The 25,932-nt window shown below is 67.7% G+C and carries 27 protein-coding genes; 16 read left to right on the top strand and 11 right to left on the bottom strand.

All coding sequences use genetic code 11. The features are described from left to right. Positions 1 to 42: 42 nt before the first annotated feature. From GBZ48_RS08315 to prs, 3 genes are all read right to left on the bottom strand, one after another. Positions 43 to 2,883 (bottom strand): bifunctional diguanylate cyclase/phosphodiesterase, encoded by a 2,841-nt coding sequence (locus GBZ48_RS08315; RefSeq protein WP_174470607.1) that lies wholly within the window; start codon positions 2,881 to 2,883, stop codon positions 43 to 45. Further along, positions 2,883 to 3,389, bottom strand: a complete 507-nt coding sequence (locus tag GBZ48_RS08310) for a hypothetical protein (protein ID WP_174470606.1) — start codon at positions 3,387 to 3,389, stop codon at positions 2,883 to 2,885. The genes GBZ48_RS08315 and GBZ48_RS08310 overlap by 1 nt, the downstream gene beginning before the upstream one ends. 223 nt (positions 3,390 to 3,612) lie before the next feature. Further along, a complete protein-coding gene (gene prs, locus GBZ48_RS08305) occupies positions 3,613 to 4,524 on the bottom strand; it encodes a ribose-phosphate diphosphokinase (RefSeq protein WP_174470605.1) in 912 nt (303 codons plus the stop codon). A 389-nt stretch (positions 4,525 to 4,913) separates the two neighbouring features. Here prs and GBZ48_RS08300 point away from each other — a divergent pair, with 389 nt between their 5' ends. Further along, entirely contained in the window at positions 4,914 to 7,070 is a 2,157-nt protein-coding gene (locus tag GBZ48_RS08300; RefSeq protein ID WP_174470604.1) for a TonB-dependent receptor, read from the top strand. A 49-nt stretch (positions 7,071 to 7,119) separates the two neighbouring features. Here GBZ48_RS08300 and GBZ48_RS08295 read toward each other — a convergent pair whose 3' ends face one another. After that, the gene (locus tag GBZ48_RS08295) at positions 7,120 to 7,947 is read right to left on the bottom strand and encodes an AraC family transcriptional regulator (protein WP_174470603.1); all 828 of its coding nucleotides are present in this window, start codon (positions 7,945 to 7,947) and stop codon (positions 7,120 to 7,122) included. Between the two features lie 183 nt (positions 7,948 to 8,130). On the opposite strand from GBZ48_RS08295, the gene GBZ48_RS08290 reads away from it, so the two are divergent. Beyond that, the gene (locus GBZ48_RS08290) at positions 8,131 to 8,529 is read left to right on the top strand and encodes a hypothetical protein (protein WP_174470602.1); all 399 of its coding nucleotides are present in this window, start codon (positions 8,131 to 8,133) and stop codon (positions 8,527 to 8,529) included. 29 nt (positions 8,530 to 8,558) lie between these two features. Continuing rightward, the gene (locus tag GBZ48_RS08285) at positions 8,559 to 8,963 is read left to right on the top strand and encodes a hypothetical protein (RefSeq protein WP_174470601.1); all 405 of its coding nucleotides are present in this window, start codon (positions 8,559 to 8,561) and stop codon (positions 8,961 to 8,963) included. Positions 8,964 to 9,089: 126 nt separating this feature from the next. Here GBZ48_RS08285 and GBZ48_RS08280 read toward each other — a convergent pair whose 3' ends face one another. Further along, entirely contained in the window at positions 9,090 to 9,599 is a 510-nt protein-coding gene (locus GBZ48_RS08280) for a hypothetical protein (protein ID WP_174470600.1), read from the bottom strand. A 150-nt stretch (positions 9,600 to 9,749) separates the two neighbouring features. Between GBZ48_RS08280 and corA the strand changes: the two genes are divergently transcribed. Together corA and GBZ48_RS08270 are read left to right on the top strand one after the other, a co-directional pair. Next, positions 9,750 to 10,775, top strand: a complete 1,026-nt coding sequence (corA, locus tag GBZ48_RS08275) for a magnesium/cobalt transporter CorA (protein ID WP_174470599.1) — start codon at positions 9,750 to 9,752, stop codon at positions 10,773 to 10,775. Positions 10,776 to 10,864: 89 nt separating this feature from the next. After that, entirely contained in the window at positions 10,865 to 11,269 is a 405-nt protein-coding gene (locus GBZ48_RS08270; protein WP_174470598.1) for a hypothetical protein, read from the top strand. Between the two features lie 221 nt (positions 11,270 to 11,490). Here GBZ48_RS08270 and GBZ48_RS08265 read toward each other — a convergent pair whose 3' ends face one another. The 3 genes from GBZ48_RS08265 to GBZ48_RS08255 form a co-directional block, all read right to left on the bottom strand. Next, complete coding sequence (locus tag GBZ48_RS08265) at positions 11,491 to 12,492, bottom strand: LysM peptidoglycan-binding domain-containing protein (protein ID WP_343049438.1); 1,002 nt, start codon at positions 12,490 to 12,492, stop codon at positions 11,491 to 11,493. A 260-nt stretch (positions 12,493 to 12,752) separates the two neighbouring features. Beyond that, entirely contained in the window at positions 12,753 to 13,649 is an 897-nt protein-coding gene (locus tag GBZ48_RS08260) for a c-type cytochrome (protein WP_174470596.1), read from the bottom strand. Between the two features lie 3 nt (positions 13,650 to 13,652). Further along, on the bottom strand, positions 13,653 to 14,138 hold the full coding sequence (locus tag GBZ48_RS08255; RefSeq protein WP_174470595.1) for a c-type cytochrome: 486 nt from the start codon (positions 14,136 to 14,138) through the stop codon (positions 13,653 to 13,655). Positions 14,139 to 14,284: 146 nt separating this feature from the next. Here GBZ48_RS08255 and GBZ48_RS08250 point away from each other — a divergent pair, with 146 nt between their 5' ends. The 7 genes from GBZ48_RS08250 to GBZ48_RS08220 all read left to right on the top strand — a co-directional run bounded on the left by GBZ48_RS08250 (position 14,285) and on the right by GBZ48_RS08220 (position 20,658). Then, positions 14,285 to 14,869, top strand: coding sequence for an LOG family protein (locus GBZ48_RS08250; protein ID WP_174470594.1), 585 nt, complete (start codon positions 14,285 to 14,287; stop codon positions 14,867 to 14,869). A gap of 174 nt (positions 14,870 to 15,043) precedes the next feature. Beyond that, positions 15,044 to 16,549 (top strand): replicative DNA helicase, encoded by a 1,506-nt coding sequence (locus GBZ48_RS08245; protein ID WP_174470593.1) that lies wholly within the window; start codon positions 15,044 to 15,046, stop codon positions 16,547 to 16,549. A 5-nt stretch (positions 16,550 to 16,554) separates the two neighbouring features. After that, positions 16,555 to 17,676, top strand: coding sequence for an alanine racemase (alr, locus tag GBZ48_RS08240; RefSeq protein WP_343049437.1), 1,122 nt, complete (start codon positions 16,555 to 16,557; stop codon positions 17,674 to 17,676). Positions 17,677 to 18,006: 330 nt separating this feature from the next. Beyond that, positions 18,007 to 18,783 carry an MlaE family ABC transporter permease gene (locus tag GBZ48_RS08235; RefSeq protein WP_149231975.1) on the top strand — a complete coding sequence of 259 codons (777 nt, stop codon included), beginning with the start codon at positions 18,007 to 18,009 and terminating at the stop codon, positions 18,781 to 18,783. An 11-nt stretch (positions 18,784 to 18,794) separates the two neighbouring features. After that, positions 18,795 to 19,568 (top strand): ABC transporter ATP-binding protein, encoded by a 774-nt coding sequence (locus GBZ48_RS08230; protein ID WP_174470591.1) that lies wholly within the window; start codon positions 18,795 to 18,797, stop codon positions 19,566 to 19,568. A gap of 87 nt (positions 19,569 to 19,655) precedes the next feature. Next, the gene (locus GBZ48_RS08225; protein ID WP_343049436.1) at positions 19,656 to 20,336 is read left to right on the top strand and encodes an endonuclease III domain-containing protein; all 681 of its coding nucleotides are present in this window, start codon (positions 19,656 to 19,658) and stop codon (positions 20,334 to 20,336) included. 85 nt (positions 20,337 to 20,421) lie between these two features. Further along, positions 20,422 to 20,658, top strand: coding sequence for a DUF1178 family protein (locus GBZ48_RS08220; protein ID WP_174470590.1), 237 nt, complete (start codon positions 20,422 to 20,424; stop codon positions 20,656 to 20,658). Positions 20,659 to 20,684: 26 nt separating this feature from the next. On the opposite strand, the gene GBZ48_RS08215 is transcribed toward GBZ48_RS08220, so the two are convergent. Further along, positions 20,685 to 21,653 (bottom strand): peptidoglycan-binding domain-containing protein, encoded by a 969-nt coding sequence (locus tag GBZ48_RS08215; RefSeq protein WP_174470589.1) that lies wholly within the window; start codon positions 21,651 to 21,653, stop codon positions 20,685 to 20,687. Positions 21,654 to 21,899: 246 nt separating this feature from the next. Here GBZ48_RS08215 and GBZ48_RS08210 point away from each other — a divergent pair, with 246 nt between their 5' ends. After that, positions 21,900 to 22,226 (top strand): hypothetical protein, encoded by a 327-nt coding sequence (locus GBZ48_RS08210; RefSeq protein ID WP_246307071.1) that lies wholly within the window; start codon positions 21,900 to 21,902, stop codon positions 22,224 to 22,226. Positions 22,227 to 22,230: 4 nt separating this feature from the next. Here GBZ48_RS08210 and GBZ48_RS08205 read toward each other — a convergent pair whose 3' ends face one another. Then, positions 22,231 to 22,659, bottom strand: coding sequence for a hypothetical protein (locus GBZ48_RS08205; RefSeq protein WP_174470588.1), 429 nt, complete (start codon positions 22,657 to 22,659; stop codon positions 22,231 to 22,233). Positions 22,660 to 22,681: 22 nt separating this feature from the next. Next, a complete protein-coding gene (locus GBZ48_RS08200) occupies positions 22,682 to 24,169 on the bottom strand; it encodes a GH1 family beta-glucosidase (protein WP_246307070.1) in 1,488 nt (495 codons plus the stop codon). A gap of 149 nt (positions 24,170 to 24,318) precedes the next feature. Between GBZ48_RS08200 and GBZ48_RS08195 the strand changes: the two genes are divergently transcribed. The 3 genes from GBZ48_RS08195 to GBZ48_RS08185 form a co-directional block, all read left to right on the top strand. Beyond that, positions 24,319 to 24,513 (top strand): twin transmembrane helix small protein, encoded by a 195-nt coding sequence (locus GBZ48_RS08195; RefSeq protein ID WP_098735145.1) that lies wholly within the window; start codon positions 24,319 to 24,321, stop codon positions 24,511 to 24,513. Positions 24,514 to 24,522: 9 nt separating this feature from the next. Then, positions 24,523 to 25,092, top strand: a complete 570-nt coding sequence (locus GBZ48_RS08190; RefSeq protein WP_174470587.1) for a cob(I)yrinic acid a,c-diamide adenosyltransferase — start codon at positions 24,523 to 24,525, stop codon at positions 25,090 to 25,092. A gap of 199 nt (positions 25,093 to 25,291) precedes the next feature. Further along, on the top strand, positions 25,292 to 25,932 hold a 641-nt coding region (locus tag GBZ48_RS08185), incomplete at its 3' end, for an electron transfer flavoprotein subunit beta/FixA family protein (protein WP_174470586.1).

Raw genomic sequence — 25,932 nt, 5'->3', positions numbered from 1 at the left:
TTCCGCATTGGGCGCACGACGCTGCAACCACCGCAGTCCCAATCACTCCGCCGACACCGTCTGCACGGGGGGCTGCACGGGCGGCTGCACCGCCGTCAGCGTCTCCAGCAGCCGCTCCACCTCCTCGACCGGGATGGGGCGGCTGAACAGGAAGCCCTGGTAGCTTTCGCAGGCCAGATCGCGCAGAAGCTGCAACTGCTCCTGCGTCTCCACCCCCTCGGCGATCACCGACAGGCCCAGGCTGCGGCCGAGACCGACGATGGCGCGCGGGACCGACGCGTCGCTGGCGCCGGTCGACAGATCGTGGATGAAGGAACGGTCGATCTTCAGCTTGTCGATGGGCAGACGGTGCAGGTAGCTGAGGCTGGAATAGCCGGTGCCGAAATCGTCCAGCGCGATCAGCACGCCACGCTGTTTCAGCGCCGCCAGGGTGGCCGCCGCCGATTCGACGTCGTCGATCAGCGTGCTCTCCGTCACCTCGATCTCCAGCTCGCAGCCGCGGAGGCCGTTGGCGTCGAGCGCGCGGGCGACCTTGGCCGGCAGCTGCCCGTCGCGGAACTGGACGCCGGAGACGTTGACCGCCACCGGAATCGACAGGTCGAAGCGCGTGCGCCAGCGCCGGATCTGGGCGCAGGCCTCGAACAGCACCCAGTCGCCCATCGCCAGCACCAGCCCGGTCTCCTCCGCCACCGGCAGGAAACGGCCGGGCAGGATCAGACCCTCCTCGGGATGGCGCCAGCGGACCAGCGCCTCCAGACCGACCATGCGGCCGGTCAGGGTGTCGACCTGGGGCTGGTAGACCAGGAAAAGCTCGCCCTCGCGGATCGCCTGACGCAGCGCGCCCTCCAGATCCATGCGCTCGCGCGACTTGGCGCCCATCTCCTTGGTGACGAAGCGGAAGCCGTTCCGCCCCTGCTCCTTGGCATGGTACATGGCGATGTCGGCGCAGCGGATCAGCCCTTCGGGATCGTCGGCATCGTCCGGGTACAGGCTGATGCCGATGCTGGGTGTCACCACGAAATTCTGGCCGCCGACGGCAAACGGGCTGGCCAGATGCGCCACCACCTTCTCCGCCACGCGGGCGGCGTCGCCCGGCTCCGCCACCCGGCGGACGACGATCAGGAACTCGTCGCCGCCCAGCCGGCCGACCGTGTCGGATTCGCGCAGGCCCGCCTGGAGCCGGCGCGCGACCGAGCGCAGAACCTCGTCGCCGAAGCTGTGGCCAAGGCTGTCGTTGATCACCTTGAAGCGGTCGAGGTCGATGAACAGAACCGCCACCCTGGTGCCGTCGCGCCGCCCCTCGCGCAGGGCCTGGGCGATGCGGTCGTACAGCAGGACGCGGTTGGGCAGGCCGGTCAGCGCATCGAAATGGGCGAGATACTGGATGTGCTGCTCGGCCCGGCGCTTCTCGCCGATGTCCTCGGCGAAGGCGAGCACGAATTTCAGCGCGCCCCCGGCGGTGACCGGCTGGAAATGCAGGCTGAAATGGCTGCGCCGGCCGCCCATCAGCAGGGGCTGGTCGGATTCGAGCTTGCCGCTCTCGCCATGCAGCGCCGCCTCCAGCGCGAAAACCGAGGCCTGGTCGCCGAAGCGCAGCCGGGCGTCGGTGCCGAGCAGCCCCTGGCGCGGCAGGCCGGCGGCACTGGCGAAGGCCGGGTTGCAGTCCATCACCAGCCCGTCGGTGCCGACCAGCGCGATGCCCAGCGGCGCCTGGGTGAACAGCTGCTGCCGCTCCGCCTCCTGCAGGCGCAGCGAGGCGGTCATCTCGCCGGCCAGCTCGACCGCGCGGGAATGGGTCACCAGCGCCATGCGCAGGACCAGCGACAGCGCGATGCTGAGCGCCATGCCGACCGCCAGCAGGGCGCCGGGCACCCAGTCATGGGCGGTGATCACGCCGTCGGGAAGGCTGTCGTAGCGGACGGTCCAGACGCGCCCGCCGACCGGCAGCTCGCGGTCCAGGCTGAGGGTGGGCTTGCTCTCCAGCGGGCGGTGGCTGCGGTAGAGCGGAAACTCGGCCTCCGCCGGCGCCACGTCGTAGATTTCGAGACCGGTGTCGGCCCGCCGGCCGTCGATCAGCCCGTCCACCAGCGGGCCGATCCGGACCGGGGTCAGCACCACGCCGGTGAAGGAGGCGCGGCGCGCCTCCAGCGACGGCGGCAGGGGGTCGCCGCGGTAGGTCGCCTGAAACAGGATGAAGGCGGGCCTGGCCCCCGCCGCCTCGTCGATCTTCAGCGTGATCGCGCGGGTGGCGGCCGGCTCGCCGCTGTCGCGCGCCCGTTCGACGGCCGAGCGACGGACCGCCTCCGACATCAGGTCGAAGCCGATGGCCCGCACATTGCCCTCGTTGACCGGGGCGGTGAAGATGTTGACCACCCGGTCCGCCCCGGCATGCTCCGGCCAGATGCGGAACCCCGTCAGGCCGGAGGCCCGCATCGACGCCACCAGATCACCCGACCGCTCGGCCGCGACGGCGCGGGCATAGGCGATTGAGATGATGCCGGGATAGCGCTGCGGCATGTCGAGCGCCTCGACGAAGCGGCTCCACTGCGTCCAGTGCAGGTCGGGGAAGGTCATCGCCAGCGAGGCGGCGCTGCGCGCCACCTGCTCGTACACCTTGATGCGGTCGGCAAGCTGGCCGTGGATTTCCTCGACCCGCGCGGAGAAGCGGTGCGCCTCCTCGCTGGCCAGCAGGCGTTCGGACTGGAACATCGCCAGCAGGGACAGGCCGGTGCCGACAATCAGGGCCAGCAGGGGGACGGCCACCGGCACGTGGAGATTGCACAGGAAACGATGGGTTTTCGGGTTCGGACCGGAGGCCGACGGGCTGTCCGCAATGGGATCCGCTTTGGGATCTGCCTTGGGATCGGCTGCCGGTTCCGGCATCAGAACTCCTCTAGGATCTTCGGGCTGGTCAGCAGAAGCTTTTCGATCATGCCGAGGATCTGTTCGATCTTGCTGCGGGTGGCGTCCAGCTCGTCGGCCATCCTGTCGTCGATGCCGGCTTCCATCAGCATGGTGTCGAAGGTGTGCAGGGTCTCGTTGAAGGCCTTCTGCTCCGCGACCAGCACGTCGAAGGCGCCCAGCGAGGCGGTCAGCGCCAGCGGCGGGTCGCTGACGAAGGAATGGCTGATGTCGGTGAAGATGGCGATGGCGCTCAGCTTCTGCCGCAGCACCCATTGCGGGAAATTCGACGGCAGCTCCCTGCCGGCGGCCTCCAGCCTTTCCTGGATCGAGAAGATCAGGCCCTGGATGTCGAGATAGGCCGCCCGGATTTCGCGGAAGCGCGGAAAGGTCTTCGGCTTGCCGGCGGCACGCAGGCGGGCCAGCGCCGCGATATCCTCGGTCAATTTGCGGGCCATCCGAAGAACGACGTCCGTCACCTTAGACATCACACGCCTCCGCTCAACGGACCGCCCCCGCGCATCGCCAGATCCGGACCGCCGCTCTCGACGGTCCGGAGCCCAGATTACACCAGTTTCTACCACGAACGTTAGTATTACTGATGGGAAACAGGATGCCCACGGCCCAGTCGCGCGCCTCGGCCTCGGCAGACTGGACAGGCAGCCTGGCATTTCTTCCACGCTTCGCCCGCCGCCGCCGGACCGGGACGGCCTATTTGCGTCCGAACGACGCGATTGCGTCGGCGAGAAGGCCGCTGAGGGACAGGGCGTTGGAGGGGTGTGGCACGCCGTCGCAGGACAGCGGGCTGCCCAACCCCTCCGCCGCGAAACGTTCGGCAACGATGTCGCTGAACAGGGCATGGACGCCATAGACCTGCACCCGGCTCGCCCCCAGAACCCGTGCCGCGCGGGCGCAGGAGAAGATCGTCTCGCCGGAGCTGATGACGTCGTCGACGATCACCACCGGCCGGCCATGGATCGGCGCGTCCGGGGGCAGCGCCACCGTCACGTCGCGGTCGCCGCGCCGCTCCTTGCGGCCGACGATGCCGGTCAGGCCGAGCGGGCCGGCCACCGCCCCCACCAGCGGGGCGGATTCCTCGTCCGGGCCGACGATGACGGTGCCCGGCGCCACGCCGTTCGCCCGCAGATGGTCGGCAATGGGGCCGGCCCCGCTGAGCGCGGCGGACGGGCGGCCGACGAAGACCTCGTCCAGCGTGTGGGTGCGGTGCAGGTGTGGCTCGACGCAGACGAAGCGGTCGAAACAGCGGCCGAGCCAGTCGCCGACCACCGTCTGGCTGACCGGCTCGCCCGGCCTGAAGATGGCGTCCTGGCGCATGTAGGCCATGTAGGGCGCCACCAGGCAGAGGTCGGTCGCCCCCTGGCGCCGCAGCACCGATGCGGCGAGCGTCAGCTCGACAAGCTTGTCGTTCGGGCGGTCGAGCGAGCGGTAGACGATGGCGCGCTCCACCGGCTCCGGCAGCCGGACCAGGCTTTCGCCGTCGGGGAAGCGGTGCAGCTCGGCGATGTGGCAGGGGATCTCCAGTGCCTGGGCCAGACGGCGCGCGGCGTCCGCCGATTCCGGAAAGCCATAGACGGCCGTGTAGTTGCCCGTATTGCGGGCCATGCCCCTTCTCCCTCTACCACCTTGGACGGCAGCAAGCTTGGCGCAGGCAGTACGGGCGGGTCAATCACGGCAAAAGGCAAGCTTTGCCGAGCCGCCGTCCCGGAAGGTCGGCCTATGCGGTGTCGGTCAAAGAGCCGGTTTCCAAAACGCTCCTTCGCTGACGGCCCTGTCGGAAACCCGCCGGCATCCGAGAGGTCGGCGAACCCCATGGCTCGGGTCTCGCAAAGGACGCCCCCCGGCAGCGGCTGGGCCGGGAAGCCGTAGTTTGGCCGGATCGACCTATCGATTGGCGAGACCGCGAGAGCGTGTTCCGCCGATTCCAGATTATTCTAACGCTAATGCGGATCATTTGCATCAAGCCGCCGCAGCCTATCGCATTGGAACGACAAATGAACCGCTCGAACATCTACAAGTTGCCGGCGAGTCCGATCTATCTGCTCGCGACGTTTCTTGCTTCGGGATGGGCCTGTGTCGCAGAAGCGCAAACGGCACCAGCACAGACAAAGCCCGCGCAAACGAATTCACGGTCGGACACTCTGGTCCTCGACCCTATCGACGTGACGGCCAGAAAGACCAGGGAGGACCTGAAAAATGTCCCTGAAAGCATCACCGTCGTTCCCCAGGACAGCTTGAAGGCGGCACCGTTCGATCCCGGCGCGGCGATTGCCCGCAACTCGCCGAACGTGCAGTGGGTCAGCAGAGCCACGGGGTCGCAGTTCTTCTCGATTCGCGGCGTCAGCTCCCTCGGATCGCCCGTCAATTATTCCGACGGCACGGTTGCCTTCAGCACCGACGGCGTGCCGAACAGCATGATGGGCGCGTCCAGCATCCTCCTCGACGTCGATCGGGTCGAGGTGATGCGCGGCCCGCAGGGCACGCTCTGGGGCAGCAATGCCCTGGGCGGCGCCATCAACGTCGTCACCAATCAGCCGGACGGGACGCGGGATATCCATGCGACCGGCGAGATCGGCTCGAACGGCTACCGCATGGGTGAGATGGTCCTGGGCGGCACTATCGCCGATGCGCTCGATGGACGCATGGCTCTCCGTCTCGGGCACCAGAGCGGCGACGTCCGTAGCCTCTACACCGACGACCTAGGCAAACGCAACATCGGGGCCTTCCGTGGCGGGCTGCGCTTCACCGGCAGCGACGATACGACCGTCACCCTCACGGGCAGCTACCTGCGGGATGAAGGCAACGCACCCTTCTATCTCCTGCGCGATGCGTCGCACTTTCCGACCAGCGGAAGCTTGACCGAGCCGAAGTCGATGACGACCCAGGGCGGCGCCACGCTGACCGTGGAACACCAATTCGGCGCCTTCAGGGTCACCTCCATCAGCGCCTATCAGCACAATGAGCTGAACAGCAAGAGCGACAACGCCGACAGGCTGCTCTACGACCGGGTCGGATTTCCAGCCTTCAGTTCCCGCGGCCACCTCGACGATAAGGAGAACGTCTTCAGCCAGGAGCTTCGGCTGAGTTCGCGGGAAGGCGATCCGATCCGGTGGGTCATGGGCGCCAGCGTCGCCCGCAGCGAGGGGAGACGTACGTGCGTCAGCGCGCAATGTGCGCCCGCGCCGTACTTCGACGCCATCACGATGAACTCCGATTTCAACAGCACCAATCTTGGCCTGTTCGGCGACATGTCGATCCCGGTCGCGGAGCGGTGGGAGTTTTCGGTCGGCGGCCGGTTGAGCCATGACGACATCGAAATCAAGCGCCGGAACTCGCAGGGTATCGGCGATCTGACAGGCTCGAATTCCGCCTCGCAAACCTATCCGACGGGCCGGATGGCGCTGGCCTACAAATGGTCGGATGAGGTCCGGACCTACGTCTCGGTGGCGCGCGGACACGCCGCGCGGGTCTATCCGCTGTTCGGCTATCCGGTGAAGGGCGTGGTGGACGATCCATATCCGGCGGCGACCGGCTGGACCTATGAGGCCGGCATAAAGACAAGCCTGTTCGACGACCGCCTCGAACTCGATGCCAGCGCCTTTCGCAACACCATCAAGAACGGCGTCATGACCTACCTGGATCCGGCGCGCGGAACGTTCGGCACGACTTACCAGGATTACGAGACCACCGGCTTCGAATTTCAGGGCCGCGCGCTCATCACCGATGGGCTGACCCTGACGGGCGGCCTCGGCTACACCCACAGCAAGCTGGGAGCCAATGGCGCCAGCATAAACACCGTCACGGGGAACGGGGTGCCCAACGCGCCGAAATGGACCACCACCACGGGACTGCAATACGACATCCCGGCCGGCGTCGTGAGCCTCCCCGGTTCGTTGTCCTTCGGGGTGCAGTATCAGTTCACCGGGAGCCGTCCCGCCGATGTCGACAACTCGTTCGATCTGAAGCCCTACCACATTGTCGATGCGCGGGTCGCGTGGAGCAACGATGCGAGCGATCTGGCAATCTATGCCTTCGGGCGCAATCTCCTCGACCAGCGTGCCGAAACCTTCGGTTCGCTCTATTTGGGCGTCGAAACCGTCGCGGCCGGACCGGGCCGCATCGTCGGGCTCGGGATGACCAAGAGCTTCTGATCGTGAGCACGTCGCGTATCGGTACGGCCAGCCTTGCCGGAAACCCGCCTCATCCGCCGTCATGATCGCGAGACGCAGGCCCAGACCCAGGCCGCTCCAGAAGATACCGGGCCGGTGGTTTTCCGACCATCTTCCGGAACATGGTCACGAAACCGCTGGCGCTTTCATAGCCGAGATCCATCGCGACGGCTTGCACGGTCTGGCCGGTGCTCAGATGCCGCAAGGCAAGGACGACATGCAACTGCCGGCGCCAGCGGCCGAAACTCATGCCGACCTCCTCCGCCAGCATGCGGCTCAGGCTGCGCTCGCTGAGCGCGACCCGGGACGCCCATTCCGCGACGGAGGCACGATCCGCCGGCGCCGCGATCAACAGGGCGGTGAGCTTCTTCAGACGCGGATCGCTGGGGATCGGGAGGCGGAGGTCTTCGATCGGAGCCGCAGCCAGCTCGTCGAAGATAACGGACACGAGTCTGCCGTCCGGACCGTCGACGTCATAGTGCTCCGGAATCCCGTTCGCCCGCATCAGCAGATGATGGAGCAGGCCCGATACCGTGATCGTGCAGCACTTGTCCGGCAGCCTCGGCGCCTCGGGAGGCTCGATGAAGAGGGAAATGCACTCCACCACGCCTGAGCCGAAGACCGTATGGGGCAGTCCCCCGGGAATCCACACGGCGCATTGCGGGGGCACGATCCAGACAGCGTCATCGACCTCGCAGTTGATGATCCCACGGACAGTGAAAAGCAGTTGCGCTTTCTGATGCGAGTGCCGCGGCGACCGCTCCAGGGTCTGGAGACTGGCAACGGCATTCGCCGCGACGAGGGCGCGGGGAATTTCATCGACATAAGAGAGCCAGTCGCCACGGACATCCAAATACATCGGGGCCTCACCCGGCGGCGTTCCAACTTGGCCGAATTAAAACATACATTGGTCAGATTGCGCAATGACGCCAAAAGTCGAGTGAGCTATTGCTTCCAGGGTGCGGGGACATGCGGCGCGCTCTTTCTTAATGGCGGCGGCGCACAACTCCCCCATCGAGAAAATCCAAACAGGAGTGAGCCCATGATCGAAACGAAATCAATCAGACTTGCGCTCGCATGGCTGGTCCCTGCAGTGGGGTCTACGATTTTCATCACGTTCCAATGCTTCTCCTATATGAACGAATACATCAGAAGCGGCGGAAAGATGCCGGCCATAACGTTCGATTCCACAATGCTGTGGGGCGCGGTGATCTTTTATGGCGCCTGGGTCATCCCGGCGTTGCTGGCTCTTGCCGGACGGCGCGCCACCGATTGGGCCATGCTCGCTTTCGGCGGACTCCTTTTCACACTGTGCACGCTCGGCGGCGTCTTCGATGGCTTGCGCGACGGCGGCCATCTCGTCGCCTTGGAACTGCTGGCCGTCACCCTTCCGAGCGCGGTCGCGACGATCATGTCTTGGCGGCACATCCGCTCCACGTGACAGCATCAATCCCGCTCAGGAGACAAGACATGTCGTTTGACAGCACGAACTTTCCATTGGTCTGGGTGACTTTCGAAAAAGGCCCGGATCATGACCACGACAAGGATTTCCAAGCATTCGAGGCGAGCCTGAGTCGCGGTGAGCCGTTCGTTCTGCTGACCGATTCCACGCCGGACGAGGAGCATGAGCACAGCCAGGAGGAAAACAAACGCAATGCGCTGTGGATGAAGAAACACAAGGCCGAACTGCGCAGCCTCGTGCTGGCGATGATCGTGATCGAGCCGAGCGCCGCCAAGCGCTTGGCCTTCAAGGCTTTCGGTGTTGCCTTCGCCAAATTCTGGGGCTATCCGTTGCGGATCGCCTCGTCCCGCGAGGAGGCCCTGGAGATCGCCGGGACCCTGCTGTCGGAACGCACCGGGTCCGCGGTCGCCTGACGAACGACGCTCCCCGATGCGGTTGTTGGCGCTGTCGTGGCCTTGCGTCGGCGTTGAGCCTGCCGATGGCGGATCGGCGGGGCTTCCGACCGCGCCGTCAGCGACGGAGAGTTCTGGAAACCGCCGCTAGACCTCCGGCCGCTTGTCCTCATCGGCCTCGTCCGCTTCCGACGCGGCGGGATCGACATGGATGCTCTCCGCCTTGCGCGCCAGCAGCTGGAAGGCGCCCAGCCCGACGACCAGCAGCGTGACCACGCCCAGCAGCATCACCGGATAGATGATGGCGGAAATCTCGCTGGTGCGCGCCTCGAACACCAGGACCAGCCCCTCCAGGCTGGCGGCGATGATGATCGTGGTCAGGAACTTGGTCAGGGTGCGGCGGGCCTCGTCGGCGCGGCGCAGCTCGCGTTCGCGGACGATCTCCTCCTCGTAGAGGTATTTGGCGATCTCGAACACCGCGATGGCCAGCACGATCATCCCGACACCGTCCAGCATGGCCGAGGTCAGGACGCCGCTGTCCAATGCGACCACCCCCTCCACCACCGTCAGGGCCGACACGCCGATGAACATCAGGGCGAACAGGCCGAGCGTCACCGCCGCCAGAAAATACATCATACGCGCCGCCGATTCGAACATCGCCCCCGCCTTCCTGCAAGCTGGTCCTTGGCAATGAGAACGCGCGAGGCGGCCGGTCCGCCCGGATGAGGGCTGCGGATCCGTCGACGCTGCCGGGGAACCTCTTTAGAGTGGCGGCGACCTGCCGCCTCTCTTCCGGTTTTCCACTCCATGACGCAGCTGCCCTCCCCTTCCCCTGCCCCATCTCCTTCCGCTGTCCCGCCCCGCGACGGCGTGGTCGCGAGCGCCGCCTATTGCGACGGCCGGCGTATCGCCGAGGTGCCCATCGACGAGGCTGGCGCCTGGGCGGCCAAGGAGAACCACTTCGTCTGGATCGGCCTGTGGGAGCCGGACGAGGCCCTGCTGATGGAGGTGAAGCGGCAGTTCGGCCTGCATGAGCTGGCGGTGGAGGATGCCCTGCACGCCCACCAGCGGCCGAAGCTGGACGTCTATGGCGAGAGCCTGTTCATGGTCCTGCGCACCGCCCGGCTGGAAAAGGGCGAGCTGGTGCTGGGCGAAACCCATGTCTTCGCCGGCCGCGGCTATGTCGTCACCGTGCGGCATGGCGCCTCGACCAGCTATTCGCCGGTGCGGGCACGGGCGGAAAGCGCGCCGCAGCTTCTGAAGCATGGCGAGGACTTCATCGTCTACACCATCATGGACTATGTGGTGGACTGCTACTTTCCCGTGCTCGACCAGATGGGAACCACGGTGGACGAGCTGGACGCCATGCTGATCGCCCGCCCGCCCAGCACGGGGGAGATTGAGCGCATCCACCAGCTGCGCCGCGACCTGGAACGGCTGCGCCGCAACGCCTCGCCCCTGCTGGAGGTCTGCTCGCGGCTGGAGCGCTTCGATTTGCCGATGATCGACCCGGCGATCCGGCCCTATTACCGCGACGTGCAGGACCATGTGATCCGCGTCAACGAACAGATCGGCTCACTGCGCGAGGTGCTGTCCTTCGCCTTCGAAACCAGTATGATCCTGGCATCGGCGCGGCAGAACGACGTGACGCGCAAGCTGGCCGCCTGGGCCGCCATCCTCGCCGTGCCGACGGCCGTCGCCGGCCTGTACGGCATGAACTTCGAGCATATGCCGGAGCTTCACTGGCGGTACGGCTACCCGGCGGTGCTGGCGGTGATCGCCGTCGCCTGCACCGCGCTGTATGTCCGCTTCCGGCGGACGGGATGGCTGTGACGGCGGTCCGGCCGGGCGGTTCCGGTGCGAAATGGCCCGATGACAGGGTTGCGATCTGACTGGGTTGGTTTTGGAGTTTGGTGACGGACATGACCGACGCGACGAACACGCTGCGCGCCCTGCTGGACGCCTACCTGCGCTGCCCGGTGGAGGCCGCGCGCACGGAACTGGAACAGGCGCTGCGCGGCTACCAGACCGACTGGATCCGCGCCCGCGCCGGGGCCGACGCCCCGCCGGTGCCCGCCCCCGCACCGGCGCCGGCCGCCAAGCCGGCGGTGGCGAAGCCGCGCTTCCCCATCGCGGCGGCCGACCTCGACGTCCTGAAGCGTCTGGCCGAGGGCTGGACCGGCACCACCGCTGAGGTGGCGCGCTGGGCCTGGTTCGAGAACCGCGAACTGGTGGCGCTCGACCCGAATCCGGCCGGCGAAGGGCCGGAGGTGCTGCGGCTCACCCCGCTCGGCTGGGCCGCCATCGGGCGGATGCCGCCGGGCTGAGAGTTTGTAAGTTTTTATGGGGTTTGCCGGGGGAAGCCTTGGATTTGAACCGCTTGACTGCTGGCTTCAATCACGAGCTTCTTTCGGCCGTCATTCCCGCGAAGGCGGGAATCCAGTGTTTCCCAAGCGTGGCCAATCGGTAAGCCTGGATCCCCGCCTTCGCGGGGATGAAGGCCGATGAAAATTCCGGAAACCCACAACGTCCGAAGGGGCAGCGCGCCTCAATTCACCTGCGGCAGCGCGAAGATCTGACCGGGATAGATCATGTCCGGGTCGCGGATCTGCTCGCGGTTGGCGGTGTAGATGGTGGTGTAGAGCATGCCGTCGCCATAGGTGCGGCGTGCCAGCCGCCACAGGCTGTTGCCGGGCTGGACGACGACGTTGCGCCCGTCCGTGGCGGATGCCGGCATGGCGGAGACCTGGACCGGCAGTTCGGCCCGCGACACCACCTTGCCGGACAGGGTGACCTGATCGGCGCGCAGGGTGTAGAGGCCGGGGTCGATCAGCTTTTCCGGGGTCAGGCGCCAGTTGCCCTTGGGATCGCTGTGGGCACTGCCGACGAGGATGTTGTCGAGATAGAGCTGCACCGCGCTGTTGGGAGCCGCCCGCCCGCCCAGCGCCACCCGGCCGGCGGGATCGTAGTCCATCGTCTCCACCGACACGCCGCCCGGTGGCGGCGGGGCGCCGTTGTCGGGAAGCGGCGGGGCCTGCAAAAGTGAACTGCCGCCCATGGCCGGCGCCGCGCCGGCCAGCCCGTCGCGCGGCACCGCCACCGCGACCGGCGCGGCAGGCGACTCAGGACCGGGCTTCGCCGCGGGCTCCGGCACCATCACCACAACCACCTTGTCGGCGGGAAGCGGGGCGTCGGCGCCGGGGCGGGTTTCGGTCAGGTTCAATTCGCGGGTGCCGGGCGACAGCGGCTTGTCGGGTAGCATCACCCATTCGCCGCGCTGGTCGGCCTTGGCCGACGCGACGCGGGTGCCGGCATCGGTGACCGTCACCTCCGAACCGGGGGCGGCACGGCCGGCCATCACCGTCGCCCCGTCCGGCGCCACCCGCACCACGTCGAAGCTCGGTGCGGCGGGTTTCGCCTGTTCCGGAACTGCCGCCGGCGTCGCCGGTGCAGGCTTCTGCGTCTCGGTCCGCGTCGCCGTCTGTGCCGGCGCAGCCGTGGGGACGGGGGCCGGAGCGGAGGCCAGAGTCGCCTGCCCGGTCGCTGGCACGGTCGCCGGTTTCCCGGCGGGCCAAAGGGCGACCGCCGCCGCCCCACCCATCAGAGCCACGCCCAAAGCTGCGAACAACGCGTTTCGTTTCACCTGAGCACCCATCCGGCGGCCCGCCACACTGGCAGGATGCCTGACTATAGCAGAAGGACAGGTCGCAAAAGAATGGCGCCGTTGGAGCGGACCCATCCGCCAAACGGGCTCGATTGCCCGAATGGATCAGGATTCCGCACCAAATCGGCGCCTGTTGCCGCCAAGCCTCACTCCTTCGCCGGCACCGTCCGCAGATAGGCGACGATGGCGGCGCGGTCGTCTGCCGTCAGCTTGGAGGTGGTGTTGCGCACGACCTCGCCCATCGCGCCGCCGGCGACATCGCCGTCCGGGGTCAGGCCGGCTTCCAGAAACAGCGACAGGTCGCCGTCCGACCAGTCGCCGATCCCCTTGCCCTTGGCCTTGGAGCCGGTGATGCCCGGCACCTTGTCGTTGTCGGGCCCCTGCGGATTGCCGGCGAGATAGCGGTCGGACTCGAGTCCGCCGAGCTGGGTGCGCGGGCTGTGGCATTCGGCGCAATGGCCGAGCGCATCGACCAGATAGCGCCCGCGGTTCCAGGCCGGCGGCTTGGCCGGGTCGTCGGCGACCGGGCCGGGGGTCAGGTACATCCACTGCCAGACCGGCACCAGGAAGCGCCAGGAGAAGGGCGGCGACAGGTCGTGCGGCTTGTTGGGGGTGGATGCCGCCGGCAGGCTGAGCAGATAGGCCTTCAGGTCCAGCAGGTCGCGGTCGGTCATCCGCGTGTAGCTGGCATAGGGAAAGGCCGGGAACAGGGCGGCGCCGTCCGGCCGCACGCCCTCGCGGACGGCGCGGATGAAGTCGGCGTCGCTCCAGCGGCCGATGCCGTTCACCGGGTCCGCCGTGATGTTCGGGGTGTAGAAGGTGCCGAAGGGGGTCGCCAGCGCCCGGCCGCCGGCCAGCGGCTGGCCGCCGCCCTTCTCATCCGTGTGGCAGCCGAGGCAGCCGGCGGCGTTGAAGATGTAGGCGCCCCGGCTGACGGCGTCCTTTGCAGCGTCACTTGTGGGAGCCTCGCCAGCCGCCTGCGCACTGCCGCCCGCGAAGGCGAGCGGCAGCAGCAGGGCAGCGGCGGTCAGGACGCGCCGCACCGGTCAGTTCTTCTTGACGCGGAAGTCCTCGTGGCAGCTCCCGCAGGTCTTGGAGGTGGTGCCGAGCGCCTGGGCGATCTGCGTGCGGTCACCGCCCTTGATGGCGGCGTCGAGCTTCTCGGCCGCGGGCTGGACGGCGCTCCAGTATTTCTGGGTCTCGGCCCAGCTTTTCCACAGCTCCGGCTTGGCGGCACTGTCGGCCACGCCGACGGCGGTGCCTTCGGGGAAGATCTTCTTAGGGTCCATCTTGGACACCGCCAGCACGGCTTCCGCCCCCTTGGCCGCATCCTCGGCGGTGGCGCCCTCGTTCTTCACGAACTTGGCGACGGCGCCCATGCCGCCGCCCAACTTCTTCATGGTCTGCTGCCGGTCCTTGACCTGCTCGGCCGGATCGGCGGCGCCGGCGGCGCCGGCCGACATGCCGAACAGCGTGAACATCAGACCGGCGACGGATGCCGCCGCAAGAACATTGACGACCCGGTTGCTCATGTGGTCCCTCCCGATGATGCCGTGGCTTAAACGGTGCCTGTGCCGCTGTTGACGCGCCGCCCCCACCCGATATTCCATGGCATTCGCCAGATTTTTTTGCGGCCCCGCCTCCTTTGGAGGACGGCGGCGAGAAAGGTTGACCCGCGATGAAGAGCCTGTCGTCCGTCTGCGTCTATTGCGGTGCGTCGTCCCGTGTCGCCGATGTCCACAAGGAGGCCGCCCACGCGCTGGGCGACGGGCTGGCACGGCGCGGCATCCGCATGGTCTATGGCGGCGGCCGGGTCGGGCTGATGGGCATCGCCGCCGACGCCGCGATTGCCGCCGGCGGCGAGGTGGTCGGCATCATCCCGGAACACATCCAGTCGGCCGAGGTGGAGCACACCGGCCTGACCGAGCTGCATGTCGTCGACAGCATGCACACCCGCAAGCGCATGATGGTGGAGCGGTCGGACGCCTTCGTCATCCTGCCGGGCGGCCTGGGCACGCTGGACGAGGCCTTCGAGATCCTGACCTGGAAGCAGCTTCAGCTGCACGACAAGCCCATCGTCATCGCCGACGTCGACGGCTACTGGCGCCCGCTTTTGGGGCTGATCGACCATATGGTCGCCCAGGGCTTCGCCCGCATCGACCGCTCCACCCTCTACCGCGTCGCCGACCATGTCGACGGCGTGTTCGAGGCGCTGGGGACGATGCCCGACCCGGCCCAGCCGGCCCAGCCCAAGAAGATGTGAGGCCCCGGAAGCTCTGAGGCCACGCCTCCAGGCGTCACATTCAGGCGTCACCGGCCCTTCCCGCCGTTATCCCCAGACTTCCCAGCCTGTGGATAACTTCTGTGCACAGCTTTTGTGGATGGCTCCCCGCCCTTCACCGAGCGTTCGCGTTCTGTTTCTGATACTGTGTCCTCCATGAGCAACCAGACCTCATCGCTGTTCGATCCCCGCCCGTCATCCGCGGTCAAGCCGACGGCGGAATACCGAACGCCTCCCAACAACGAGGAGGCGGAGCAGGCGCTGCTGGGCGCGATCCTGGTCAACAACAAGGCCTATGAGAAGGTCGGCGAGTTCCTGCGGCCGGAGCATTTCTACGATCCGGCCCACCAGCGCATCTTCGCCGCCATCACCAAGATGGTCGACCGCGGCCAGATCGCGAACCCGGTCACGCTGAAGGCCCTGTTCGACAACGATCCCGAACTGGCGGTCGAAGGCGGCAGCGCCTATCTGGCGGAACTGGCCGCCAACGTGGTGACGGTGGTCAATGCCGGCGATTACGGCAAGACCATCCACGACCTGTTCATCCGCCGGCAGCTGATCGAGGTCGGCACCGACATGGTGAACGAGGCGTACCGCCACGACCTCGACATCACGGCACTCGACCAGATCGGCGAGGCGGAAAAGCAGCTGTTCGACCTCGCCTCCACCGGCGACGTGCAGGGCGGCTTCGTCGCCTTCGGCGAGTCGGTCAAGCACGCCATCACGACGGCGGAGGCGGCCTTCCGCCGCTCCAGCCACGTCACCGGCGTGACAACCGGCTTGATCGACATCGACCGCAAGCTGGGCGGCCTGCACCCGTCGGACCTGATCATCCTCGCCGGCCGCCCCTCGATGGGCAAGACGGCGCTCGCCACCAACATCGCCTTCAACGCCGCCAAGGCGCACATGCGCTCCTCCGGCCAGGAAGGCGGCGTCGTCGGCTTCTTCTCGCTGGAAATGTCGGCGGAACAGCTCGCCACCCGTATCCTCGCCGACGAGGTGCAGGTGCCCGGCGACAAGATCCGCCGCGGCGAGATCCGCGACACCGACTTCCCGAAATTCGTCCAGGCCAGCCAGGATCTGGCGCGCTGCCCCTTCTATGTCGACGACACGCCGGCCCTGTCGGTCGCCGCGGTGCGCACGCGCTGCCGCCGGCTGAAGCGGACCTCGGGCCTCAGCATGGTGGTGGTCGACTATCTCCAGCTGCTGCGCGGCTCGTCCTCGCGCGGATCGGAGAACCGGGTGCAGGAAATCTCGGAGATCACCCGCGGCCTGAAGGCCATCGCCAAGGAGCTGGACGTGCCGGTGGTGGCGCTGTCGCAGCTGAGCCGCGCGGTGGAGCTTCGCGAGGACAAGCGCCCGCAGCTGGCCGACCTTCGCGAATCGGGCTCCATCGAGCAGGACGCCGACGTCGTGATGTTCGTTTTCCGCGAACAGTATTATCTTGAGCGCGCCGAGCCTTCGCGCCGGCCCGACGAGAGCGACGACAAGTTCAACGACCGCTATCAGCGCTGGCAGCAGCGCCTGGGCGAGGTGCACAACACCGCCGAGGTGATCATCGCCAAGCAGCGTCACGGTCCGATCGGCACCGTCCGTCTCTACTTCGACGGCCAGTTCACCAAGTTCGGCGATCTCGACCAGCACCACCAGACCGACGAGTGACCAGAGTGACGAGCGACCAGACCCCGCGCGCCGGCGCAATCCTCACCGTGGATCTCGGCGCCGTCGTCGCCAACTGGCGCCAACTGCGCGACCGGGTGGCACCGGCGGAATGCTCCGCCGTGGTCAAGGCCGACGCCTATGGGCTGGGGGTGGCGCAGGTTGTGCCGGCCCTGGCCGCGGCCGGCTGCCGGACCTTCGTCGTCGCCCAGCTGGAGGAGGCGCTCGCCGTCCGCCGGGCGCTGGAGCCGGTCGCCCCGGAGGCGCAGGTGTTCTCGCTGGGCGGGCTGCCGCCGGGCTGTGAGGGGGATTTCCTCGCCGGCCGCATCCTGCCGGTGCTGAACCACCTGGGCGACATCGCGGCGTGGCGGGCCTTCGCCGTGTCGCGCGGCGAGGTCCTGCCGGCGGTGATCCACATCGACACCGGCATGAACCGGCTGGGCCTCGGCCCCGACGAGCTGGACGAACTGGCCGGCCATCCTGAGTGGCTGGAGGGCATCGACGTCCGCTATTGGATGACCCACCTCGCCTGCGCCGACGAATTCGACAACCCGATGACCGGGGAGCAGCTCGACCGCTTCCGCGGCGCGCTGGCCCGGCTGCCCAAGGCGAAGGCCAGCTTCGCCAACTCGTCCGGCATCTTCCATGGCAAGGACCATCACTTCGACCTCGCCCGGCCGGGCTGCGCGCTCTATGGCGTGAACCCGACGCCGCATCTGCCCAACCCGATGCGCGGCAGCGTGCGGCTGGACGCGCGGCTTTTGCAGGTGCGCAATTGCACGGCACCGATGACGGTCGGCTATGGCGCCGCCCACAGGGTGACCGGCCCGGCGCTGATCGCCACCATCGGCGTCGGCTATGCCGACGGCTATCTGCGCTCGCTGAGCGGCAGGGGCCATGTCTTCGTCGACGGCGTCGCCGCCCCCATCGTCGGCCGCATCTCGATGGACCTGATCACCATCGACGTCACCGGCCTGCCGGAGAGCGTGGCCCAGGCCGGCCGCATGGTCGAGCTGATCGGCCCGAGCCGCCCGGTCGACACGGTGGCGGATGAGGGCGGCACCATCGGCTACGAAATCCTGACCTCGCTCGGCCGGCGCTATCACCGGGTTTATGTGGGTGGGGAGTAGACGAGGCATGTGATCCAGCCGGCGCGCAGCTTCGTCTGGCAAGATTTACACGGATGTCACGGATTTTGACACGGATTACACGGATTTTTATTTCACTTGGGCAAGTGGCTGCTTTGCCTGGAAGGGCATGACTGGCCGAAGCGATATCCGTGAAATCCGTGCCTTAATCCGTGACATCCGTGTCATCGTTGTCCGACACAGCCGCACGCTCCCTCGACCGCGACGACCAACTCGCCCCACCATTGCAAAGTCCAAGGATGACCTAGCCGTTCATCGGTGCTATGACCGCATCGCCCAAATGAGTCTCAAACCAAGGATGCGGTCCGACTGATGGGTTTCCTTGCCGCCACCGGCCGGGCCTTCCTGATTTTCCTGGAAGCGACCGGACGCCTTGCCCTGTTCACCGGGTCCGCCCTGTCGCACTGCGTGCGGCCGCCGCTCTATCCGCGCCAGATCCTGCGGCAGATGATCGACATCGGCTATTACTCGCTGCCGGTGGTCGGGCTGACCGCGCTGTTCACCGGCATGGTGCTGGCGTTGCAGAGCTACAGCGGCTTCTCCCGCTTCCAGGCGGAGGGCGCCATCGCCACCGTCGTCGTGCTGTCGATCACGCGCGAGCTGGGGCCGGTGCTGGCCGGCCTGATGGTGGCGGGCCGCATCGGCGCCGCCATGGCGGCCGAGATCGGCACCATGCGGGTGACCGAGCAGATCGACGCGCTGTCCACCCTGTCGACCAACCCGCACAAGTATCTGGTGGCGCCGCGGCTGATCGCCGGGCTGACCATGGTGCCGCTGCTGGTCATCGTCGCCGACATCATCGGCGTCTTCGGCGGCTTCCTGGTCGGCGTCTACCGGCTGGATTTCAACGCCGCCAGCTACATCAACCGCACCTGGGAATTCCTCCAGCCGGTCGACGTCATCTCCGGTCTGGTCAAGGCCGCGATCTTCGGCTTCCTGATCGCGCTGATGGGCTGCTACCACGGCTACCACTCCAAGGGCGGCGCCCAGGGCGTCGGGGCTGCGACCACCAACGCGGTGGTGTCGGCGTCGATCATGATCCTGGTGTGGAACTACCTGATCACCGGCCTCTTCTTCTCGACCAAGTGAGCGCCATCGAAATGACCGTTCCCAAGATCGCGCTCAAGAACGTCACCAAGCATTTCGGCCCGAAGAAGGTGCTGAACGGCATCGATCTGGAGGTGGCGAAGGGCGAGTCGCTGGTCGTCATCGGCGGGTCGGGCACCGGCAAGTCGGTGATGCTGAAGAGCATCCTCGGCCTGCTGACTCCCGATTCCGGCTCGATCCAGGTCGACGGCGTCGAGACGACCCGGCTGCGCTCGCGCGAGCGCGAGAAGCTGCTGCACAAGTTCGGCATGCTGTTCCAGGGTGCCGCCCTGTTCGACAGCCTGAAGGTCTGGGAAAACGTCGCCTTCGGCCTGATCCAGGGCTCCCACATGCCCCGATCCCAGGCCAAGGAGATCGCCGTCGCCAAGCTGGGCGCCGTCGGCCTCGGCCCCGACGTGGCGGAGCTGTCGCCGGCGGAGCTGTCGGGCGGCATGCAGAAGCGTGTCGGCCTTGCCCGCGCCATCGCCGACGAGCCGGAGATCATCTTCTTCGACGAGCCGACGACCGGCCTCGACCCGATCATGGCCGACGTCATCAACGAGCTGATCGTGCAGTGCGTGAAGGATCTCGGCGCCACCGCGGTCACCATCACCCACGACATGGCGTCCGCCCGCAAGATCGCCGACCGGATCGCCATGATCTACCAGGGCCGGATCATCTGGACCGGCCACGCCCGCGACATCGACAATTCGGGCAACGCCTATGTCGACCAGTTCGTCCATGGCCGGGCGGACGGGCCGATCAAGATGCAGATCAAGGCGCTGTAAACGGGACAGGACGGGCGGAACAATCGGGAAATTTGCCGGTTACCGGACAGGGCTCTTCGGCAGCCCGTTCCCCGGAGGTGGCCTCCCGTGAGTGTGCAGCCCGCGACGTCCCAGGACTTCGACATCGACGAGGTCTTCCGCCGACTGCGGGTCGCGGTCGCCCCCTATCCCAAGGCGGCGATGTTCGAGCTGCGCGACCGCGGCTATGCCACCCCGTTCCAGCAGCTGGTCGCCAGCCTGATTTCCGCCCGCACGCGGGACGAGACGAGCCTGGAGGTGGCAGAGCGGCTGTTCGCCGTCGCCGACACGCCGGCCGCCATGGCCGCCCTGCCGGAGGAGCGGCTGGTCCAGCTGCTGCACGGCGCCACCTTCCCCGAACCGAAGGCGCGCGACATCCGCGCGCTGTCCCGCCGCATCGTCGAGGAACAGGACGGCGAAGTGCCCGACACGCCGGACGGGCTGATGCGCTTCCATGGGGTGGGGCCGAAGATCGCGGCGCTGACGCTGGCGGTCGGCTTCGGCATCCCGGCGCTGGCGGTCGACATCCATGTCCACCGCATCGTCAACCGCTGGGGCTATGTGCAGGCGCGTAACCCCGAGAAGACGATGGCGGCGCTGCTGGCGGTGCTGCCCAAACGCTACTGGGTGGAGATCAACGAGCGGCTGGTGCCCTTCGGCAAATGGGTGTGCACCGGCGAACGGCCGCGCTGCTCCACCTGCCCGCTGCTGCCGATGTGCGCGCGGGTGGGGGTCACCGAGTCACGCTGACGCTTCCGATTGATGCAGATCCTGGCGGGACATCGGAGGGCTGGCTAGAAGAGCGCCCGGACTTCCGCTTTTCGAGGCTCCCGCGATGATCGTCTACGCCCTGCACTGCGCCTGCGGCCATGATTTCGACCAGTGGTTCGACAACATGGCCGATTACGATGCCAAGAAGGACTCTGGCATCCCCTGCCCGTCCTGCGGCGGCACCGAGGTCGCCAAGGCCATCATGGCGCCGCGCGTCGGAAAGTCCCAACCGGCGCCCGCCCCTGCCCCCGCCTGCGGCCCCGGTGGCTGCGGCGGAGGCGGCTACCCGATGATGATGTAAAGGGGATGATGTGATCGGGGCGGTGCTCAGCGCCGCCGGGCCTCCGCCGTCAGCCGCGGTTCGGTGGTCAGCTCCTCGCGGCGGCGGGGGGTGCCGAAGCTCGGCTCGACACGGTTTTCACGTGGCCTGTCGTCGCCGGCCGGCGCCCGGCTGAGCGGATCGACACCGCGGCCGCTGCGCCACCAGGCGAAGCCGATGCCGCCCAGCGTCGCGGCGATCAGCCCGGCGACACCGGCCCGCGCGGCATTGGACTGCCAGATCGAGGGCGCAGCGCCGACCGCCGCCGGTTCCTCGACCGGGGCCGGCTTGCCGTCGGGCGTGGTCGCCGCCACCGCTCCGCGCGGCGCGGCCTGCGGAGTCGGTCCTTCGGACGCGCTGGACGATGGGGCGGCCGATGGGGAGACCGATGGGCGCGGCGCGCTCTGGGGCGTGGCGCTGGATGTTGCGGCGGCAGCCGGCGCCGACGGGCGGGCCGCCGGAGCCGCGGCGGGCGCGCTGTGGCTGGCCGAGGACGAGGAAGAAGAGGACGAGGAAGACGACGACACCGGGGCGCCGCCGAACTGGGCCATGCCGCCGACGCTCTCATTGCCGGATTCGACACGGCCGGTCGGGGCGGCGCGGGGCGCCACCTCCTTGTCGTGGCGGGTCTGGCCGACCTGGCTCTTGGACAGGCTGCCCATGGTCGGCGCGGCCTTGCTCTCGCGCTCGCCCATCATCTTGGCGATGGTGGCCTGGTCGAGGTTGCCGGTAGCGGGAAGGCCCGCCGACTTCTGATAGGCGCTGAGCGCGGACCGGGTTTCCGGCGTCATCTGGCCCTTGGCCCGGCCGCCGATGTTGTAGCCCTTGTCCTTCAGGATGGTCTGCGCCCACTGGATGTCGGCGACCGACGCCTCGGCCCATGCCGGGCCCGGCGCTCCCACCGTCAGGGCCGAAACCACCAGTGCTACAGCCGCCACCGCGGCGCCACCATGCACCCGCCGCGAAATCCCAGACATTGCCTCTCCCTTTCGTCCGTGACGCCAGACCGACTTCAGAGCCACGACACTCCCCCCGAATCGGGGACCAGGATCGTGTTACCAGATTGCGCCCTATTTCCGGCGGCGATTTTTGGGCGTCTGCTTTGTCAGCCGCGCAGCGTTGCCGAAAAGGCGCGTTCCCGGAAATGGTGCGCGAAAATGGATCGGAAAGGGCCGGACGTGGTAGCGTCAAATCGTGGGCGAAAAAGGAACAGGACGCACGCCATGACCGGGACCATGACCGGCGCCAAGGCCGGAACCGACGCCGCACGCCCGCGACTCCTGGCGGCCTTGCCGGGGCTGGCCTGCCTGTCCGCGGCCCTGTCCGCGCTGGTCCTGCTGTCCGGATGCAGCAGCCCGCCCGCCTACCGCGAATGGACCGCCAGCCCGGACGTGCCGACCGTCGCCTATGACGAATGCACCGAGCAGGTGGACACCACCATGCGCCTGCGCGGCTATCCGCTGCGCCCGCTGCCGGAAACGCCGCAGTTCGGCTATCGCAAGGAAATCTTCGCCCAGTGCATGCGCCGCAAGGGCTACACGGCGGAGTGAGGCTCTACCGTCCACCGACGAAGTGCAGATAGGCGAGGCCGCCAGCCAGCGTGCCGATCAGGATCACCGCCAGATAGATGCGCAGCGGCAGGGCGACGGGCTCCGCGGCCGTGCGCCCGCCCTTCGGCTTGCGAGTGGCGGTCGGGACGGGCTTGGGCGGAGCCGGCTTCGCCGCCGGCCTCACCCGGCCGCCTTGGGTGGGATCGTACAGCTCGATCAGCGTCCAGTTGAACTCCATGCCCTCATAGCCGGAGTCGGCGTTGTAATCGAGCTGGATCAGCCGGAAATAGGCCCGCGGGTTGACGCCGACCATCCGGTCGAACCGCGCCTTGGCATGGGCCAGTTCCTCCCCAACCTCCAGCGTCCTCCAGCCCTTGCCACGCGCCTTCTGGATGGCGAACCGGGTGGGCTGGGGCGGGCGGGGGGTCGGCATGGCCACAGTCTAGCGCGGTTGCTCAGACCAGCGGAACGGCGTTGTTGCGGATGACCGAGGCGTACCAGTCGTAGCTGGCCTTGGGCGTGCGGGCCATCGTCTTGCGGTCGACCTGGACGAGGCCGAAATGGCGGCGGTAGCCCTCCGACCATTCGAAATTGTCCAGCAGGGTCCAGGCCATGTAGCCCTTGAGGTTGCAGCCCTCGTCGATCGACTTGGCGGCGGCCAGCAGATGGTCGCGCAGGTAGGCGATGCGGTCGCGGTCCTCGACCCGGCCGCTGGGGCCGACGCTGTCGGGGTAATCGGCGCCGTTCTCCGTCACATAGACCGGCGGGTTGCCGTATTTCTCCTGCAACTCGGCCAGGATCTCGCTCAGCCCGTCCGGCTCGACCGGCCATTCCATGCCGGTCTTGCGCGTGCCCTCGGGGGCGGAGCCATAGCCGGTGCCGAACAGCCCCTGCCCGTCCGGCTGCTGGTGCATGCGGCTGTAGTAATTGACGCCGAGGAAATCGACCGGCTGCTTGATGCGGGCCAGATCGTCGGGCTTGGCGATGCGGGTGAACTCGGCCTCCAGCTGCTCCGGGAAGCGGCCCTTGAACAGCGGGTCCAGGCAAGAGCGGTTCCACAGGGCGTCCCACATCAGCGACGCGGGATAGTTCGAGTCGAGCCCGCCGACCGGCCAGGACGGCTGGAGCGACAGCACGGTGCCGAGCCGCCAGTTCCTGCCGCCGGTCTGGCGCAGCGCCGCGATCGCCGTGCCCTGGGCGAGGTTCTGGTGGTGGATCGCCTTCAGGCAGTTCTGGCGGCCGGTCAGGCCCGGCGCATGCCCGCCGGTACCGTGGCCGAAGATGGCGACCACCGACGGCTCGTTCAGCATCGCCCAGTTGCGGGCGCGGTCGCCCAGCCGGGCGGTCACCGCCAGGGCGTAGTCGGTGAACCAGCCGGCGATGTCGCGGTTGGTCCAGCCGCCCCTGTCCTGCAACGCCTGCGGCAGGTCCCAATGGAACAGGCAGGGCCAGGGCTGGATGCCCTTCGCCAGCAGCGTGTCGGTCAGCCGGTCGTAGAAGTCCAGACCCTTGACGTTCACCGCACCGGTGCCCTGCGGCATCACCCGCGGCCAGGCGATGGAGAAGCGGTAGGCCTTCATCCCGGCCTTCGCCATCAGATCCACATCCTCGGCATAACGGTGGTAATGGTCGCAGGCGACGTCGCCGGTGTCGCCGTTGGCGATCCGCCCGAAGGAATGGCTGTAGGTGTCCCAGACGCTCGGCCCCCGCCCATCCTCGGCGACGGCGCCCTCGATCTGGTAGCTGGAGGTCGAGACGCCCCAGAGGAAGTCCATCGGGAAGGACACCGACGGGACAGCGGCGGGAGCGGCCCCGGGGGCAGCCTGGACGGCCTCGCGGCCCAGCACCGCCAGGGCGCCGGTGCCGGCCGCGGTGATCGCGGTCGCCTTCAGGGCCGTCTTCAGGAAAGTCCGCCGCTGCATCGCCTGCTTCTCCAAAGTCATGTCAGTTCCGCCAGCCCATTCCGCCGGCTTCCCCGGTCCCGACGCCGCGCACTGTATGCAGTCCAACGGCTTTGGCAACCGGGTGATTACCCCAAGTCCCGATTCCGTCGCCGTAGGCGCGGGCCGGATGCTGGGATATAGTGAGCCCCATGCAGACTCTCTTCCCCATCCTGATGGTCATGGCGATGCTGGCGGTGGTCGGCTCGCTGTTCGTCGGCCTCTTCTTCATGGCCCGCGGCGGAAGGGGAGACCCGCGCCGCTCCAACAAGGCGATGCGGCTGCGCGTGATGCTCCAGGGTGCCGCCCTGCTGCTGTTCGTCCTCGCCATCCTGACCCAAGGCTGACGCTTTCCCATGGTAAAGCTGACCAAGATCTACACGCGCGGCGGCGACGCCGGCGAAACCTCGCTCGGCGACGGCAGCCGGGTGCCGAAGGGCGACCGCCGCGTCGCCGCCTACGGCACGGTGGACGAGGCGAACGCCGTCATCGGCATGGCGCGGCTGCATACCCGTGATTGGCCGGACGCCGACGCCATGCTGGGCCGCATCCAGAACGATCTGTTCGATCTGGGCGCCGACCTCTGCACGCCGGAGGAGGAGGAGCCGAAATACCCGCCGCTGCGCATCGTGCAGGCCCAGGTCGACCGGCTGGAAACGGAGATCGACGCGATGAACGCCGGTCTGGCGCCGCTGACCTCCTTCATCCTGCCCGGCGGCTCGCCGGCCGCGGCGCATCTGCATCTGGCCCGCACCGTGGTGCGCCGGGCGGAGCGGCTGATGACCGATCTGGCGCGGCACGAGCCGGTGACCGCGGCGGCGTTGAAATACGTCAACCGGCTGTCGGACCACCTGTTCGTGCTGAGCCGGGTGGTGAACCGCAATGGGGCGGACGATGTGCTGTGGGTGCCGGGCGCGAACCGCTGAGTATGCGCATTCCGATTGGCGCCGCGCCCTCTCCCTTGCCGCCGCCCTGGCCGCGACAAACAGGGCGGCAAACAACGCCACCCGCGCGTCCGGCGCGTCATTGACAGTGGTATTGCCAGATCCTATGGTCCGTTCGCAACCACAGCAATTTTCGCGGTGTTCGCCGTAACAGGCGCGCGCTCAGCAGCCAGGGTGAGTTATGAAAGTCCTCGTCCCCGTTAAGCGAGTGGTCGACTACAACGTGAAGATCCGCGTCAAGGCGGATGGCAGCGGCGTCGAGACCGCCAACGTGAAGATGAGCATGAACCCCTTCGACGAGATCGCCGTCGAAGAAGCCGTGCGCCTCAAGGAAGCCGGCAAGGCGACCGAGATCGTGGTGGTCTCCGTCGGCCCGACCCAGGCCCAGGAGACGCTGCGCACGGCACTCGCCATGGGCGCCGACCGCGCCATCCTGGTGCAGACCGACGTGACGACCGAACCGCTGGCCGTCGCCAAGGTCCTGAAGGCGCTGGTCGGGAAGGAGGCCCCCGGCCTCGTCATCCTCGGCAAGCAGGCCATCGACGACGACTGCAACCAGACCGGCCAGATGCTGGCGGCCCTGCTCGGCTGGGGCCAGGGTACCTTCGCCTCCAAGATCGCCGCCGGTGACGGCACGGTTGCCGTGACCCGCGAGATCGACGGCGGGCTGGAGACGGTGGAGCTCAAGCTGCCGGTGGTGGTGACCGCCGACCTGCGCCTGAACGAGCCGCGCTATGCCTCGCTGCCCAACATCATGAAGGCGAAGAAGAAGCCGCTGGAGACCGTCACGCCGGACAGCCTGGGCGTCGACGTCACGCCGCG

The sequence above is a fragment of the Azospirillum melinis genome, from assembly GCF_013340935.1.
Taxonomy (GTDB): domain Bacteria; phylum Pseudomonadota; class Alphaproteobacteria; order Azospirillales; family Azospirillaceae; genus Azospirillum; species Azospirillum melinis.
The sequence above is the reverse complement of the archived record's forward strand: the minus strand, read 5'-3'. Positions and strand labels throughout refer to the sequence as shown.